Origin of the sequence: Streptomyces lothianensis, from assembly GCF_047779955.1 — a bacterium.
Classification (GTDB): Bacteria; Actinomycetota; Actinomycetes; order Streptomycetales; family Streptomycetaceae; genus Streptomyces.
This window is the reverse complement of sequence record NZ_JBLMKT010000061.1, coordinates 1-15,897: the sequence shown is the minus strand read 5'-3', so window position 1 is coordinate 15,897 and position 15,897 is coordinate 1. Positions and strand designations below refer to the sequence as shown.

Here is a 15,897-nt window from a genome sequence, read left to right as displayed (position 1 = left end):
CTAAATTTAGGGAAAGCCCCCGAGTCATCGACTCGGGGGCTTTCTTGCGTTCAGGTCTCCCCGCCATATTTAGCGCATGGACCTCGCCTCAAAGGCGGCCCGCGGCCTTCAGAGCGAGATAGGTGTCAGCGAGAGCCGGCGCGAGTTCCTCCGGTGACGCATCCACGACGGTCACGCCCTGCCGGATCAGCTTTTCTGCCGTACGACGTCGCTCCGCCTGGGCCTGGGCCGCAGCAGCGGCTTCGTACACGTCATCGGTCGACCCACGGCCGGCAGCCATCTTCTGGATGCGGGGATCGGTCACGGACGCGACAAGCACAGGGTGCCGCTTGGTGAGCCGCGGCAGTACAGAGAGCAGCCCCTCTTCCACCGGGGCGGCTTCCAATGCAGTCAGGAGGACGACCAGCGAGCGACGTGACGCCGTATGCAGGGTGGTGGAAGCCAACCCGCGGGAGTCCGTCTCGATGAGCTCGGGTTCGAGTGTCGCCATCGCGTTGACGAAGGAAGGCAGTACCTCGCCGGCGGCTTTGCCTTGCACCAGCGCGCGCACACGCCGGTCGTAGGCGAGCAGGTCCACACGGTCGCCGGCCTTCGCCGCGAGGGCTGCGAGAAGGAGAGCGGCGTCCATGGAGGCGTCCAGGCGTGGTGCGTCGCCGACCCGCCCGGCCGAGGTGCGGCCGGTGTCCAGGACGATGAGGATGCGGCGGTCGCGTTCAGGGCGCCAGGTGCGGACAGCCACCGATGACTGTCGGGCGGTCGCGCGCCAGTCGATCGACCGGGTGTCGTCACCGGGCACGTACTCCCGGAGGCTGTCGAACTCGGTGCCCTCTCCGCGAGTCAACAGGCTGGTCCGGCCGTCGAGCTCGCGCAGTCGGGTCAGCTTCGACGGCAGGTGCTTGCGACTGTGGAAGGGCGGCAGGACACGAACGGTCCAGGGAACTCGGTGGTTTCCCTGTCGCGTTAGAAGGCCGAGAGGACCGTACGAGCGGATGGTGATCCGTTCCGCTTCGCGGTCTCCACGTCGGGTCGGGAGGAGCTGGGTCGTGAGACGGCGCCGCTCACCGGCAGGAACGTCGACTCGGTGGCGGGAAGCAGCGGCTTCCGTGCCGGGCGTCCAACTGCTCGGCGGCCAGGCGTCCCGGAGTTGTGCACGCAGCCTTCGGCGCGAGGGGTTCTCGATGGTAAGCGTGACGTCAGCGGTGTCACCGAGTCGAACTGATGTATCACCAGATCGGGTGAAACGGAGCGATCTGACTGGCGCGGCAAGTGCGTAGTCGCACATCATTGCGAGTGCGAGGGGGGAATTGACCGCGAGCATGCCCGTCCAGCTGGGGGCAAGCAGACCTACGGGGACGGAACCAAGGGCCGCGAGCAGGGCGGCCCGACCGGTGAGTGCCATGGGTCCTCGGCTCAGCGGGGTACGGGGGTGTGGGCGAGGATCGAGGCGATGACGGAGTCGGCAGTGATGCCTTCCATTTCTGCTTCCGGGCGGAGTTGGACGCGGTGCCGAAGGGTGGGCAGGGCAAGGGCTTTGACGTCGTCCGGAGTGACGTAGTCGCGGCCGGTGAGCCAGGCCCAGGCGCGTGCGGTCGCGAGCAGCGCGGTCGCACCTCGGGGGGAGACGCCAAGAGTGAGGGACGGCGATTCGCGGGTGGCCCGGCAGATGTCCACCACGTAGCCGGTGATCTCGGGGGAGACAGCTGTCTTGGCCACGGCCGCTCGGGCTGCCTCGATGTCGGCAGGAGAAGCCACAGGACGAAGTCCTGCGGCTGTCAGGTCGCGGGGGTTGAAGCCCTCCGCGTGGCGGTGGAGGACAGCGATCTCGTCCTCGCGTGAAGGAAGGGGGACATTCAGCTTGAGCAGAAAGCGATCGAGCTGGGCTTCCGGGAGGGGGTAGGTGCCCTCGTATTCGACCGGGTTCTGCGTGGCGGCGACGAGGAAGGGCTCGGGGAGCGCACGGGGGGTGCCGTCGACGGTGACCTGACGCTCCTCCATCGCTTCGAGAAGCGAGGACTGGGTCTTCGGCGGAGTGCGGTTGATCTCGTCCGCGAGCAGGAGGTTGGTGAAGACGGGGCCGGGCTGGAAGGAGAACTCCGAGGTGCGCGAGTCATAGACCAGCGAGCCGGTGACATCGCTCGGCATCAGGTCGGGCGTGAACTGGACGCGCTTGGTGTCGAGTTCGAGCGAGGAGGCCAAAGCGCGCACGAGAAGCGTCTTGGCGACACCAGGCACCCCCTCGAGTAGGACATGCCCGCGACAGAGAAGGGCGACGACCAGGCCTGTGACCGCCGGGTCCTGGCCGACCACGGCCTTCGCGATCTCGGCGCGCAGGGCCTCCAGGGCGGTGCGGCTGCGGTCCGCATTCCCGGGGGTGTCGGAGATCGGGGCGCTCATGAGGTGCGTACCTCTCTTTCGAGGGCGTCGAGTTGGTCGGCGAGGGCGATCAGGGCGGCATTGTCGCCCGGAGGCGGGCCGAAGAGGAGGGAGTGCAGGTCGCGGGATTTTTCGGAGAGTTGGACGGACAGCGCGGGAAGCATTTCCTCAGGGCTGTGCGCATGGGACGGCGGTATGCCTACGAGGGGAGCGAGGCGGGTGAGGCTCGCCGCACGAAGTGCTGTCGCGGCTCGTTCGCGGGCGTTGGCCTTGCGGTAGAGGCGGGCTCGGCCCTCGACGGCTTCGGAGGCGCGGATGGCGACGGGCAGCCGCTCCGGTACGAGTGGGCCCAGGCGGCGGGCGCGCCAGAGGGCGGCCAAGGCTGCCGCGAGCCCGAGTTGGAGGGTGGCCCAGAGCCAGCCGGAAGGAATCAGATCGAAGAAGGCGCGGTCGCCGCCGTCGGTGGCCGCGCTGTCGCCCAGGGAAGGGAGGTACCAGACCAGATGAGGGCGGGAACCGAGCAGTTGAAGGGCGAGCGAGGCGTTGCCCCGGTCGTCGAGCAGATCGTTGTAGAGGATGCCGGGGCCGCCGAGCACCACGGTCTCACCGTCGCCGGTGGGCAGCTGCACCAGTGTGGGCTCGCCGTTCTCCGGGTAGCAGGACGAGGCCTGTCCCGACGGGGCCGAGTAACGCGTGCCGCCCGTGTCGGCATCGCCGGCGCGGACTGCTGCGGGGAGCGAGCAGGCGGGGCGCAGGGCCGATTCGATACCGGGGCCCGATGCCGTGACACCGGGCGCGAGGCGCGTGACGGAGGTGGGGCCCGGGGCGATCAGCACGGTGCGGCCGCCGGACGTGTGTGTCGCCTTGTAGAGCGATGTCTGCTGCTTCGCCGTGAGGAGATCAGGGGAGGCGACGAGGAGCGTCGTATTGGGGCCGGTGGCTTCGGCCGCGGCGGTGGACGTGGTCACCACGCGGGTGTCGATGCCACGGGCCTTGAGGAGTTCGGCCACCGCGCGGCTTCCGGAAGGATCGGCGGAGCGCGGGTCGAGGCGGCCGTGCTGCTCACCGGAGCGCACCACCGCGATGACGGTGCCGCCGATGAGCAGCAGCACGAGCGCGAGCAACAGCCCACGGGAGCGGGTCCACGCCTGGCGGGCCGTAGGGGAGGCCGAGGTAGTGGTGGATGCCTCGATCATCCGGCGGCTCCCAGGGCGTCACTGCTGAGGGTGGGACGGGTCTGCTCGAGAGCCTGGTCCAGGCCCGCCAGGTGCAGATACGCGGACTGGTCCGCGTTGCGGCCACCGTATGTGACGTCATCGAAGGTCCGTGCAGCCTCGCGCAGCTGCTCGGCGTGGGCGGGCAGGGTGCGGCCGGCTTCTGCTGCGGCCTCGTCCGCGGTGCGGCCAGGGCGCTCGTCGAGCAGGGCACGTTCCTCCAGGGAGCGGACGACGGCGCGCATACGTTCCTGGACGGCCTGGCTCCAGTGCTCTGCCGCCGCATGGGCTTCGGCGGTGGCGCGGTGCTCGGCCGCGCTGCGTGGGCGGTCGTCGAACAGCTGGGGCGATGCCGTGGGGGACCGGTGCGGGGTGCCGAGCCGCCACCAGAGCGCGGCCGCGAGCAGCAGCACGAAAAGAAGCAGGGCGAGCAGTCCGAGCGCGCCGCCCGGCGTGGCACCCGAAGCAGCGGTGAAGAGGTCGCTGATCCACTCCCAGAGCTGGTCGAGCGCGCGCTCGACCAGGCTCGGATCGTTCTGGTGGTACACCGGATCGGACAGTTCGCGCTCAGCGGCCTCCCGTGCGGGATCGCGCGGGATGGTCACCGGCGGTTCCTCACCGGCGACCGGCCGAAGTGCTGCTGCAGGCGTCGTTCCCCCCGACAGGATCATCGCATCAGCCTCCGGGTTGCGGGCCCGGCGAGCCGGGGCCCGACTGCTGCTGGATGCCGGCCGCGCGGGCGAGCTCCAGGTCGAGGGCTTCCCGCCGGATCCGCAGGTCGATGTAGAGGAGAACGATGACACCCGCCGTGATCGGGAACGCGAGCATCGAACCGACCACGGACCCGATACCGGTGATGATCAGGAAGGTCCAGCCCGCATCCGAGCCGGTTTCCAGGAGGCCGGCGGAACCGTCGCCGCTCACGGCATTCGCGAGCAAGGAGAACGGGATGACGAGGAGCGACACCAGGAGGTTCACCAGGATTGCGGCGAGCAGCTGGATCCCGAAAACACGCCACCACGAGCCGCGCACCAGCTTGGCCGAGCGGGCCAGGGACTTGCGGACCGTCTGCTTCTCCAGCATCAGGGCCGGCGAGGACAGCGAGAAGCGGATGAGCAGCCAGATCGCGACGAAGAGCGCGCCGAGGCCGCCCAGGACGGCCAGTGCGACGCCGCCTTCCGACGCCCCGGCGAGCGCGATGAGGACACCGGGCAGCGTGCCCGCCGCGATGATGCCCGTCATCATCAGCGGCAGCAGGAAGGTCAGCCCGAGCAGCCGCGGCAGCTGGGGCCGGGCATCGCGCCAGGCCTCGCCTATGGTGACCGGCCTGCCGAGGACAGCACGGCTCGTGACCATGGTCAGAAGTGCCGTCACCACGAAGGTGGCAAGCAGAGAAAGGATCAGAAGGACACCGCTGTCGCGCAGGAGGGAGCCCATCGCTCCGGTGACCTCGCCGAGCGTGGCATCGGGGTCCTCGAGGACCGCGGTGCTTGCCCCGCTGTTCAGCACATAGCGTTGCAGCAGGATGGCGATGATCTCCGTGACCACTGCCACGGTCAGCGAGATACCGAGCACCGTGCGCCAGTGGGCGCGCATCGTGGAGACCGCGCCGTCGAGGATCTCGCCGACACCGAGCGGGCGGAGCGGGATGACACCGGGCTTGGCCGCGGCGGGCGGAGTGTTCCAGCCGCCTCCCCAGCCAGGTCCCCGGCCGGGCGGGACCGCGGGACCACCCCACCGCTGAGCACCGGGTGGCTGCTGGGCAGTGCCGGGAGCCGACCACTGACCCGCCGGAGGTTGCTGAGCGGACCACTTGTCCGGGGTGGCACCCGGCTGGTCGGCAGTCCCGCCGGGACGGGATGCCGCGTCGTCCTGACCGGGCGATGGCCCGTCGGATCCTCGGTCGGAGGGGGCAGATCCGGGCGAGGCCCAGCCCGGAGTGTCGTTCATTCTCGCTCCTTCACGGTGCCCTTCCGCTGTCGCGGCGGCGGGTTGGCAGCCATCGTGCCACGGGGCACCCGATCGTGGGCCGGGCGGGCGGAGCACGGCCGGGGCTGCGCGCCTTCAATTGTCCGCAGGGAACGGGGCAGACTGGACGGATGGCTGATCAGAGCGCAGCATCCCCGACGGACGGCGGGTCCGAGTTCATCCCTGCGATCCGCTGGGAGGAGCCGCTGGAAGGTCCGGTGCTGGTGCTCCTGGACCAGACCCGGCTGCCGGCCGCGGAAGTCGAGTGGGTGTGTAGCGATGCGCCCGCCCTCGTGCAGGCGATCCGGACGCTGGCGGTCCGAGGAGCTCCGGTGCTCGGGATCGCGGGTGCCTATGGGGTGGCGCTTGCGGCAGCCCGTGGCTTCGACGTCGAGGAGGCGGCGGACGCCCTGGCGACCGCGCGGCCCACCGCGGTCAATCTCGCGCGGGGTGTGGCCCGTGCCCGGGATGCCTACCGGGCGGCGGTCCGGGGCGGCGGTGGACAGGCCCAGGGCGCCGCGGCGGCGCTGGCCGAAGCGCGGGCCCTGCATCGTGAGGACGCGGAGGCCGGGCGGCGGATGGCGCGGCACGGACTGGCACTGCTCGACGAACTGTTGTCCGGCGGAGCCCACCGGATCCTCACGCACTGCAATACGGGAGCCTTGGTCTCCGGTGGTGAGGGCACGGCCTTCGCCGTGGCCCTCGAAGCGCACCGGGGCGGTCGGCTGCGGCGGCTGTGGGTGGATGAGACCCGTCCGCTGCTGCAGGGCGCGCGGCTCACCGCGTACGAGGCGGCCCGCAACGACATGCCGTACACCTTGCTGACCGACAACGCGGCGGGCTCGCTGTTCGCGGCGGGTGAGGTGGACGCCGTGCTGATCGGGGCGGACCGGATCGCCGGGGACGGGGCGGTGGCGAACAAGGTGGGGAGCTATCCGCTCGCTGTGCTCGCCAGGTATCACCACGTACCGTTCATCGTGGTCGCACCGCTGAGCACCGTCGACCGGGACACCCCGGACGGGGAGTCGATCGTGGTGGAGCAGCGGGCGGGGCATGAGGTGACCGAGTTCGCGGCGGTGCAGCCGGCGGTCGCCGGGGCCGAGCCCGGGGGTCGGATCCCGGTGGCTCCGGTGGGTACGCAGGCGTACAACCCGGCGTTCGATGTGACGCCGCCTGAGCTCGTGACGGCCATCGTCACCGAGCACGGCATCGTGTCGCCGGTCACGGCCGACGCGCTGGCCGAGCTGTGCGATCGGCGGATCGACGAGCCCGGCAGCGGCTCGGTCTAGCCAACGGCCGGGCCGTGGGCACCGGTTCGCCTTCCGGGGGGCCGGTCGTGCCCTCGTGCCTGCACGGGGGCAGACAGTGACCGCTCCGGACGACTAGCGTCACGGGCCGGTGACCTACCTCACCAGGGACTACTTCACCGTTACGAGAATGGGATGATGGCGACTATGAAGGGACGAGTCCTTGTCGTCGACGACGACACCGCACTGGCGGAGATGCTTGGCATCGTGCTGCGCGGAGAAGGTTTTGAGCCGTCGTTCGTAGCGGACGGAGACAAGGCGCTGGCCGCCTTCAGGGAGGCCAAGCCGGATCTGGTGCTGCTCGATCTGATGCTGCCCGGACGGGACGGCATCGAGGTCTGCCGCCTGATCAGGGCCGAGTCCGGCGTGCCGATCGTGATGCTCACCGCCAAGAGCGACACCGTCGATGTGGTGGTCGGCCTCGAGTCCGGCGCGGATGACTACATCGTGAAGCCGTTCAAGCCGAAGGAGCTCGTCGCCCGGATCCGGGCGCGGCTGCGGAGGTCCGAGGAGCCCGCCCCGGAGCAGCTCACCATCGGTGACCTGGTCATCGATGTGGCCGGCCACTCCGTGAAGCGGGACGGGCAGTCGATCGCGCTGACACCGCTCGAGTTCGACCTGCTCGTCGCGCTGGCCCGCAAGCCGTGGCAGGTGTTCACCCGCGAGGTGCTGCTCGAGCAGGTGTGGGGTTATCGCCACGCGGCAGACACGCGTCTGGTCAATGTGCATGTGCAGCGCCTGCGCTCGAAGGTCGAGAAGGACCCCGAGCGTCCCGAGATCGTGGTGACCGTGCGCGGCGTCGGCTACAAGGCCGGACCGAGCTGACATGCCCGCGGACAGTGTCGCTTCGGCGCCCGGTCGGCAGGGGCACCGTCCGGAGCGGCCGGTGCGCCCGGGGCGGCGCATGTCCCTGACGGGACGGTTCCGCGGCGGCGGGCAGCTGCTTCAGGACGGGGTGCAGTCCAGCCTCTTCCTGCGGCTGTTCACGCGCTGGGTGCGTCGCCCGCTGCTGCCCGTGATGCGGCTGTGGCGGCGCAACATCCAGCTGCGGGTCGTGGCGAGCACGCTGTTCATGTCCGTCCTCGTGGTGGTCGTGCTCGGTTTCGTCGTCATCAGCCAGGTGCGCAACGGGCTGCTCGAGGCGAAGAAGAACGCCGCGCAGGTCCAGGCCACCGGCGGGTTCAACGCGGCGGCCGAGTTCGCGGTGCCCTCGGCGGCCGACAGCACGGACAGCCGGAGCAGCTCCGGCCGGGACTCCGGAGCCTGGCTGACCCCGAAGCTGCAGCAGCTGGCCAGCGGCGGTCAGGATGCTTTCCACGTGCTGGCCATCGCGTCCGGCGCGGGCGGGGGAGCGAGCAGCAACCGCTCGCCGCGCTCCTCCGGGAATGTGCTGGCCGAGACCGTGCCGGAGGCACTGCGGCAGGAGGTCGACAAGCATTCCGGTGCCTTCCGGAGCTTCTCCACCGTCGTCTACGCCCCGGAGGCCGAACGGGCACCCGCGCCCGCCCTCGTCATCGGCAAGCGCCTCGACGACGTCAACGGGGACCCGTATCAGCTCTACTACATCTTCCCGCTGACCCAGGAGGAGGAGTCCCTCACCCTGGTCAAGGGCACCCTTGCCACCGCGGGCCTGTTCGTCGTGGTGCTGCTCGGCGCCATCGCCTGGCTCGTCGTGCGGCAGGTGGTGACGCCGGTGCGGATGGCCGCCGGGATCGCCGAGCGGCTCTCGGCCGGGCGGCTCCAGGAGCGGATGAAGGTCACCGGTGAGGACGACATCGCCCGCCTCGGCGAGGCCTTCAACAAGATGGCGCAGAACCTCCAGCTGAAGATCCAGCAGCTCGAGGACCTCTCGCGGATGCAGCGCCGCTTCGTCTCCGACGTCTCCCACGAGCTGCGCACCCCGCTGACCACGGTGCGGATGGCGGCCGACGTCATCCACGAGGCCCGCGTGGACTTCGACCCGGTGACCTCGCGCTCCGCCGAACTGCTCACCGATCAGCTGGACCGTTTCGAGTCGTTGCTCTCCGACCTCCTGGAGATCAGCCGCTTCGACGCCGGTGCGGCAGCTCTGGACGCCGAACCGATAGATCTGCGGGATGTCGTACGCCGGGTCGTCGGCGGCGCCGAGCCGCTGGCCGAGCGCAAGGGCGGCCGGATCCGGATCGTCGGCGACGGCCAGCCGGTGGTCGCGGAGGCGGATGCCCGCCGTATCGAACGCGTGCTGCGGAACCTGGTGGTCAACGCGGTGGAGCACGGCGACGGCAAGGACGTCGTCGTACGGCTCGGCGCGGCCGGCGGCGCCGTCGCGGTCGCCGTGCGCGACTACGGTGTCGGGCTCAAGCCGGGCGAGGCGACCCGGGTGTTCAACCGCTTCTGGCGCGCCGACCCGGCGCGCGCCCGTACCACGGGCGGCACCGGCCTCGGTCTGTCGATCGCGCTGGAGGACGCCCGACTGCACGGCGGCTGGCTGCAGGCCTGGGGTGAGCCGGGCGGCGGTTCGCAGTTCCGCCTGACGCTGCCGCGTACCGCGGATGAGCCGCTGCGCGGCTCGCCGATACCCCTGGAGCCGACGGACTCCCGGCGCAACCGCGGGCTCAGCGAGGCCGGACTGCCCTCCGGCGGCCAGAGCAAGCAGGCCACCGTCCCGGTGCAGGCCGCCCAGGAGCGCGTGCCGGGACCGATACCCTCCGCCGCCCTGTCCGCCGGACCGAAGCACAGCTCCGTGGACCCGGCCGCGCTGCCCGGCAGCAGCGCCCGCGTGGTGCCGCGCCCCACCCCCGGCCCGGACGACGAGCCTCCCGCAGCGCAGGAGGGCGCCATGCAGGGCATACGGGACGCGGCCGACGTGGAGCCGCCGGGAGCTGTCGCGGACGCGAGCGTGAGCGAAGGAGAGACCAGCCGTGGGCGCTGACCACACCAGGCGCAGGCGGCTGGTCCGCAGGACGGCGCTGCTCGGCACCGCGGGTGTGCTGCTGGCCGGATGCGCGTCGATGCCGAGCAGCGGCGAGCCCGAGCCGGTGGACGCCTCGCCCGACAAGCCGGCGGTACGCGTCTTCGCGGCGCCGCCGAAGGACGGCGCGCGGGCCCGCGAGATCGTCGACGGCTTCCTGGAGACGCTGACCGGCAACGACCCGGATTTCACCATCGCCCGCCAGTACCTGACGGCGGACGCGGCCAAGGCCTGGGCTCCTGACCGCTCGACGACCATCCTGAAGGAAGGCCCGAAGACTGCGGTCCAGACCCCTCCCCAAGGAGAGCCGCAGCACGAGAACGACATGAAGAGCATCACGTACGAGCTGTCCGGCCGACGGGTCGCGCGGCTCGATGCCGATCATGCCTACCGGCCAGAGTCCGGAGCGGTGCGCTACGAGGCGGACATCCACCTCGTCAAGGAAGGCAGCCAGGGCAACGAGCAGTGGCGCATCGCCACGCCGCCCGAGGGCGTGGTGCTCGGCGAGCTCGACTTCCAGCGGCTCTACCGGCCCGTGGACAAGTACTACTTCGCCTCGAAGACCTTCCGGGGTGAGCGGAGCAGCCGCCCGCAGCCGCTCGTCGCCGACTCCGTGTATGTGCGCGGCGATCCGGACCCGCAGCTGACCGATGTGGTCGAGGCGCTGCTCGCCGGGCCGACCAAGTGGCTGGACCCGGTGGTGTACTCGCGTTTCCCCAGCGGCACGGCGCTGCGCAAGGGCACGAAGGACCTGTCGTCGGACGACCAGAAGCATCTGCGGATACCCCTGAACAAGAAGGTCGACGACCTCCGGCAGGAACGCTGCAAGGAGATGGCCGCCCAGATCTACTTCACGCTGGAGAACCTGGCCACGCCCTCGGGGATCGAGCAGGTGGAACTGCTGCGCTCCGACGAGTCGTCGTTGTGCGTGCTCGACCGCAGCCAGGCAAGGACCGTCGCGCCCGATCCTGTGGGCAACCCCGAGTATCAGTACTACATCGACAAACAGCACCGGCTCGTACGGATGCAGAAGAACCGGCTCGACCGGATGCCCGTGCCCGGTGAGCTCGGCGAAGGCAAGCAGCAGCTGAGTTCCGCCGCCGTCTCCCACGACGAGGACTGGGCCGCCGGTGTCTCGCGGGACGGGACGTCGCTGTTCGTCGGCGCGCTGAAGGACGGGGCGCAGGCGGAGAAGAGCAAGGTGACCAGCAGCGCTGCCAAGGAGGGGGACCGGCTGGCACCGCCGAGCTGGGACGGGCGCGGCGACTTGTGGGTGGCCGACCAGAACCCCGAGGACCCGCGGCTGCTGTGGCTGAACGACGGCAAGGGCACACCGCTGGAGGTCGGTTTCGACCGCCCGCTCGGCGTGGAGGGCGAAGGCCGGATCACTACTGTCCGGGTCGCAGCGGACGGCGTACGGATTGCCCTGCTCATGGAGAAGGACGGCAAGAAGGAACTCAAGGTCGGCCGGATCGTGCGCTCGACCTCGAAGGACGGTGCGCTGCGCCTCTCCGTCGCCGAACTGCGGCCCGCCGCCCCGAAGATGGCTGAGGTCACGGCCGTCTCCTGGGCGGGGGGCAGCCGGCTGCTCGTGATCGGCAAGGCGGTCGGCGGCGTCCAGCAGATGCGTTTCGTGCAGAGCGACGGCTCCCGGCCGCCGGAGGCGCCGACGCTGCCCGGCCTCACCGGAGCGCGGGCAGTCGCGGCCGCCGAGCGCCCGGAGCTGCCGCTGGTGGCACGCTCCGAGGAGGACGGCATCGTACGGCTCGTCGAAGGCGAGGACTGGAAGCCGGTGGACAAGGACGGGGTGGCCCCGGTCTATCCCGGCTGAGCCGCAACCGCAATCGGTTGTCCACAGGTGCCGGGTGCTGGCTTCTGCCGGTTATCCACAGGGCTGGCGGCACGTCATCAGCCTTGGCAGAGTGGGGATATGCACGGGTGGTGGCAGGACTTCACCGACCTGGTGCTGCCGGCCGACTGCGGTGGCTGTGGTCGCGCCCGCACGGCGCTGTGCGAGCCCTGTCGCAGAGCGCTCTGCGGAGCTCCGCAACGGGTGAGCCCGGTGCCGGCACCACCGGGGCTGCCCGCCGTACGAGCGGCGGCGCCGTACACCGATGCCGTACGTGCGGTGCTGCTCGCGCACAAGGAGCGCGGCGCACTGGTCCTGGCCGGAGCGCTGGGCAAGGCACTCGCGGGGGCGGTGGCCGCGGGTGTCGGCGGGTATCGGGGCGGCGGGCCGCTGCTGCTCGTCCCGGTGCCCTCGGCGCGGGCGGCGACCGCTGCGCGAGGGCATGACCCGGTGCGCCGTATCGCGCTGGCCGCGTCCCGGGTGCTGCGGCGCGAGGGGCTGGCGGCCCGGGTGCTGCCTGTGCTGCGGCAACGGCGCCTGGTGGCCGACCAGTCGGGGCTCGACGCTCAGGGGCGACTCGTGAACGTTCGGGGTGCGCTGGACGTTGTACCGGGTGGGGAGCGGCTGTTGGCGACGGGCCGGGTGGTGCTGGTGGACGACCTCATGACGACGGGCGCCTCACTGGCCGAGGCGGCCCGCGCCGTGGGTGCCGTACGCGCGCCGCAAAAGCAGACGGATGCACGCGCCACGGAAAGGCTTGAGGTGGCGGGAGGCGGGGGAATGCATCGAACACCGGCGGCGGTGGTTGCCGCTTCACCGGATTCTTTCGAAATAAACTGGAACTGGCCGAGAACTTGAATCGTTGCAGGTAGTGAGGGTGCGTTTTCACCTGAACGGAGGTACGCGGCGGTAGAGGGTGACGACATCCGTCCGGGCGAGATATGTTCGGTTGTGAGGCCTCGGAGTAGCTTCGAAGAAACTTTCCGGGAAGTACGCCTCGCATATCCGAGCGCTGTCTTGCGTGGTCGCCGTGGGCTTCGGTATTCACCCGCAAGGAGTGGGGTGGAGATCTTGTCCACGGGGGAGGAGGAGGTGGAAGTCACCGAGTCCGAGACTCCGGGCGTCACCGGAGTCTGGTGCAAAAGGGAGATGCTCCGCCCCAGGAGCGGAGCGATCCGGGAACGGAGTTCTGCGTGGACATCGTCGTCAAGGGCCGCAAGACCGAGGTGCCCGAGCGGTTCCGCAAGCACGTGGCCGAGAAGCTGAAGCTGGAGAAGATCCAGAAGCTCGACGGCAAGGTGATCAGCCTCGACGTGGAGGTGTCCAAGGAGCCCAATCCCCGGCAGGCCGACCGCAGCGACCGGGTGGAGATCACACTCCGCTCGCGCGGGCCGGTGATCCGGGCGGAGGCATCCGCGAGCGATCCCTATGCGGCGCTGGACCTGGCCCAGGAGAAGCTGGAAGCCCGGCTGCGCAAGCAGCACAGCAAGCGCTCCACACGGCGAGGCACGGGGCGTCTGTCGGCGGCCGAGGTGGCCGACCGGGTCCCGGACGCCGCGACACTCAACGGAAACGGCTCGCCGGTAGCCGAGAGCGACGACGCGGGTGTGCCCACCAAGCGCATCGGCTCGCTCGAGATCCAGGGTGAAGGGCCGCTGATCGTCCGCGAGAAGACGCATGTGGCCGCACCGATGTCGCTCGACCAGGCGCTCTACGAGATGGAGCTGGTCGGGCACGACTTCTACCTGTTCGTGGACTCCGAGACGAAGGAGCCGAGCGTCGTCTACCGCAGGCACGCCTACGACTACGGCGTCATCCGCCTCAATACCGACCCGATGGTCACGAGGGCCGAGAACGGCTCACCCGGCGCAGGCGGTGCGCTGGGCGGCTGAGGGCGCCTGAGACAGCAGAGACGGCTGAAGCAGCCGGGGACGGCTGAGCAATTCGCGGTGACCCGTCACGCCGGTGCCCCTGGGACGCTGTGCGCCCCAGGGGCACCGGCGTGCGACCCCGCAGTGCAGGTGTGCGACCCCTTGGGGAACTGCATGAGCGCCCCGGCATGAAATCATGGGCTCGCAGACCAACCCGCGTACTGCCGACGCGGGTTGGCGGACCACTCAGGCCACGGCCTTCAGGGGGAGGAACGATGGCGGACAGTTTCGGACCGGTGCGTGACGCGGGTGCCGGTGACGGCCTCCGGTGCGGCCCGGGACTCGGCGAGGACGCCGCCCCGGCCGCCGCGCGCACGGAGCCGATCCGTGTGCTCGTCGTGGACGACCACGCCTTGTTCCGCCGCGGCCTGGAGATCGTCCTCAAGCAGGAGGAGGACATCCAGGTGGTCGGCGAGGCCGGGGACGGCGCCGAGGCCGTTGACAAGGCGGCCGACCTGCTCCCCGACATCGTCCTGATGGACGTACGGATGCCCAAGCGCGGCGGCATCGAGGCCTGCACCTCGATCAAGGAGGTGGCCCCCAGCGCGAAGATCATCATGCTGACGATCAGCGACGAGGAGGCCGACCTCTACGATGCGATCAAGGCCGGGGCCACCGGCTATCTGCTCAAGGAGATCTCCACCGACGAGGTCGCGACCGCCATCCGCGCCGTGGCCGACGGGCAGTCGCAGATCAGCCCGTCGATGGCCTCGAAGCTGCTCACCGAGTTCAAGTCGATGATCCAGCGCACCGACGAGCGCAGGCTGGTGCCCGCGCCGCGGCTGACCGACCGCGAGCTCGAGGTCCTGAAGCTGGTGGCGACCGGGATGAACAACCGGGACATCGCCAAGGAGCTCTTCATCTCCGAGAACACGGTGAAGAACCACGTCCGCAACATCCTGGAGAAGCTGCAACTGCACTCCCGGATGGAGGCCGTGGTGTACGCGATGAGGGAGAAGATCCTCGAGATCCGGTGAGGCACCGGTCGGCGGGGGCCCGGAGGGCCGCCCCCGGGTGTCCGTCCCCCCGGCCGGCCCAACAGGTCACCCGGTGAGCTGTTTCACCGCCGCCGTGAGCGGCGCCTGCAGCTCGGTGGGCGTGACCCGCTCCACCCGTACGTTGTCACAGCCCACCCAGCCAGCCGCCTCCACCAGAGCCCCGGCCATCGGCCGCACCGCCTTCGCGGTGTCGAGAGAGGCGTGCCGGGCAACGAGCGTGCTCCCCTCGCGTGCCGGGTCGACCCGGCCGAGCAGCCGTCCGCCGGAGAGCAGCGGCATCGCGAAGTAGCCGTACACCCGCTTCGGCTTGGGCACGTACGCCTCCAGGCGGTGGGTGAAACCGAAGATCCGCTCCGTGCGCGCCCGTTCCCAGATCAGGGAGTCGAAGGGGGAGAGCAGGGTCGTACGGTGCCGCCCGCGTGGCGGCGCGGCGAGCGCCGCAGGATCGGCCCAGGCCGGCTTGGACCAGCCCTCGACCTCGACCGGGACCAGTCCGGAGTCCTCGACGACCGCGTCGAACTGCTCGTTCCTGAGCCGGTGGTAGTCCGCGATGTCCGCGCGGGTGCCCACGCCGAGCGCCTCGCCGGACTGCCGGACCAGACGGCGCAGGCATTCGGCGTCGGTGAGATCGTCATGCAGCAGGGCCTGAGGGACGGCGCGCTCCGCCAGGTCGTACACCCGCTTCCAGCTGCGGCGCTCGGTGCACACCACCTCGCCGTACATCAGCGCCCGCTCCACCGCGATCTTGGAGTCGGACCAGTCCCACCATTCGCCCTGGTTCTTCGCTCCGCCCAGCTCCGTGGCGGTGAGTGGGCCTTCCGCGCGCAGCTGCTTGATGACCCGGTCGTAGGAACCGTCGGGCAGCGGGTGGTTCCAGTGCGGGCGGCCCCGGTAGGCGCGGCGGCGGAAGGCGAAGAGCGGCCACTCCTCGACGGGCAGGATGCAGGCGGCGTGCGACCAGTACTCGAAGGCGTGCGGTGCGCCGGAGGGGCCCGGTGTCCAGTACGCCTCCTCGACCGTCCTGCGGCCCACGGCGCCGAGGCGCGCGTACGGGATCAGCTCATGGGAGCGGGCGAGCACCGAGATGGTGTCGAGCTGCACCGATCCCAGATGCCGCAGCACTCCGCGCACGCCCGCCCGCCGGTCGGGCGCGCCGAGGAAGCCCTGGGCGCGCAGGGCGATACGGCGGGCTTCGTCGGCGGAGAGCGAGAGGGTGCCGGTGGGCGTGGAGGTCATGCACGTACCGTACGAGGAGGCACTGACATTTAGCTTTGCCCGTAGCTCTCCGGGATCTTCGGGGGCTGCGT

The 15,897-nt window shown here is 70.5% G+C and carries 13 protein-coding genes; 7 read left to right on the top strand and 6 right to left on the bottom strand.

Translation table 11 applies throughout. The annotated features are described in order from the left end of the window. Positions 1-88 precede the first annotated feature (88 nt). The 5 genes from ACLF6P_RS21085 to ACLF6P_RS21065 are packed head-to-tail and all read right to left on the bottom strand — an operon-like array spanning position 89 to position 5,537. The gene (locus tag ACLF6P_RS21085) at positions 89-1,399 is read right to left on the bottom strand and encodes a DUF58 domain-containing protein (RefSeq protein WP_415952174.1); all 1,311 of its coding nucleotides are present in this window, start codon (positions 1,397-1,399) and stop codon (positions 89-91) included. A gap of 11 nt (positions 1,400-1,410) precedes the next feature. Next, positions 1,411-2,394, bottom strand: coding sequence for an AAA family ATPase (locus ACLF6P_RS21080; protein ID WP_415952173.1), 984 nt, complete (start codon positions 2,392-2,394; stop codon positions 1,411-1,413). Further along, positions 2,391-3,569 carry a DUF4350 domain-containing protein gene (locus ACLF6P_RS21075; RefSeq protein WP_415952172.1) on the bottom strand — a complete coding sequence of 393 codons (1,179 nt, stop codon included), beginning with the start codon at positions 3,567-3,569 and terminating at the stop codon, positions 2,391-2,393. Before ACLF6P_RS21075 ends, ACLF6P_RS21080 begins: the two co-directional genes overlap by 4 nt. Further along, entirely contained in the window at positions 3,566-4,258 is a 693-nt protein-coding gene (locus ACLF6P_RS21070; protein ID WP_415952170.1) for a DUF4129 domain-containing protein, read from the bottom strand. The genes ACLF6P_RS21075 and ACLF6P_RS21070 overlap by 4 nt, the downstream gene beginning before the upstream one ends. A 4-nt stretch (positions 4,259-4,262) precedes the next feature. Further along, a complete protein-coding gene (locus ACLF6P_RS21065) occupies positions 4,263-5,537 on the bottom strand; it encodes a glycerophosphoryl diester phosphodiesterase membrane domain-containing protein (protein WP_415952169.1) in 1,275 nt (424 codons plus the stop codon). A gap of 149 nt (positions 5,538-5,686) precedes the next feature. Between ACLF6P_RS21065 and mtnA the strand changes: the two genes are divergently transcribed. The 7 genes from mtnA (at position 5,687) to ACLF6P_RS21030 (ending at position 14,569) form a co-directional block, all read left to right on the top strand. Further along, on the top strand, positions 5,687-6,844 hold the full coding sequence (gene mtnA, locus ACLF6P_RS21060; RefSeq protein WP_415952168.1) for an S-methyl-5-thioribose-1-phosphate isomerase: 1,158 nt from the start codon (positions 5,687-5,689) through the stop codon (positions 6,842-6,844). 153 nt (positions 6,845-6,997) lie between these two features. Then, a complete protein-coding gene (gene mtrA / locus ACLF6P_RS21055; RefSeq protein ID WP_415952167.1) occupies positions 6,998-7,687 on the top strand; it encodes a two-component system response regulator MtrA in 690 nt (229 codons plus the stop codon). Between the two features lies 1 nt (position 7,688). Then, complete coding sequence (mtrB, locus tag ACLF6P_RS21050; RefSeq protein ID WP_415952165.1) at positions 7,689-9,773, top strand: MtrAB system histidine kinase MtrB; 2,085 nt, start codon at positions 7,689-7,691, stop codon at positions 9,771-9,773. Further along, positions 9,763-11,643, top strand: coding sequence for an LpqB family beta-propeller domain-containing protein (locus ACLF6P_RS21045; protein ID WP_415952163.1), 1,881 nt, complete (start codon positions 9,763-9,765; stop codon positions 11,641-11,643). The genes mtrB and ACLF6P_RS21045 overlap by 11 nt, the downstream gene beginning before the upstream one ends. A 99-nt stretch (positions 11,644-11,742) precedes the next feature. Then, entirely contained in the window at positions 11,743-12,519 is a 777-nt protein-coding gene (locus ACLF6P_RS21040; RefSeq protein WP_415952162.1) for a ComF family protein, read from the top strand. A 335-nt stretch (positions 12,520-12,854) separates the two neighbouring features. Beyond that, complete coding sequence (hpf, locus tag ACLF6P_RS21035) at positions 12,855-13,553, top strand: ribosome hibernation-promoting factor, HPF/YfiA family (protein ID WP_415952160.1); 699 nt, start codon at positions 12,855-12,857, stop codon at positions 13,551-13,553. A gap of 254 nt (positions 13,554-13,807) precedes the next feature. Beyond that, positions 13,808-14,569 carry a response regulator gene (locus ACLF6P_RS21030; protein WP_415952159.1) on the top strand — a complete coding sequence of 254 codons (762 nt, stop codon included), beginning with the start codon at positions 13,808-13,810 and terminating at the stop codon, positions 14,567-14,569. A gap of 66 nt (positions 14,570-14,635) precedes the next feature. On the opposite strand, the gene ACLF6P_RS21025 is transcribed toward ACLF6P_RS21030, so the two are convergent. Then, the gene (locus ACLF6P_RS21025) at positions 14,636-15,826 is read right to left on the bottom strand and encodes a winged helix-turn-helix domain-containing protein (protein ID WP_415952157.1); all 1,191 of its coding nucleotides are present in this window, start codon (positions 15,824-15,826) and stop codon (positions 14,636-14,638) included. Positions 15,827-15,897: the final 71 nt, after the last annotated feature.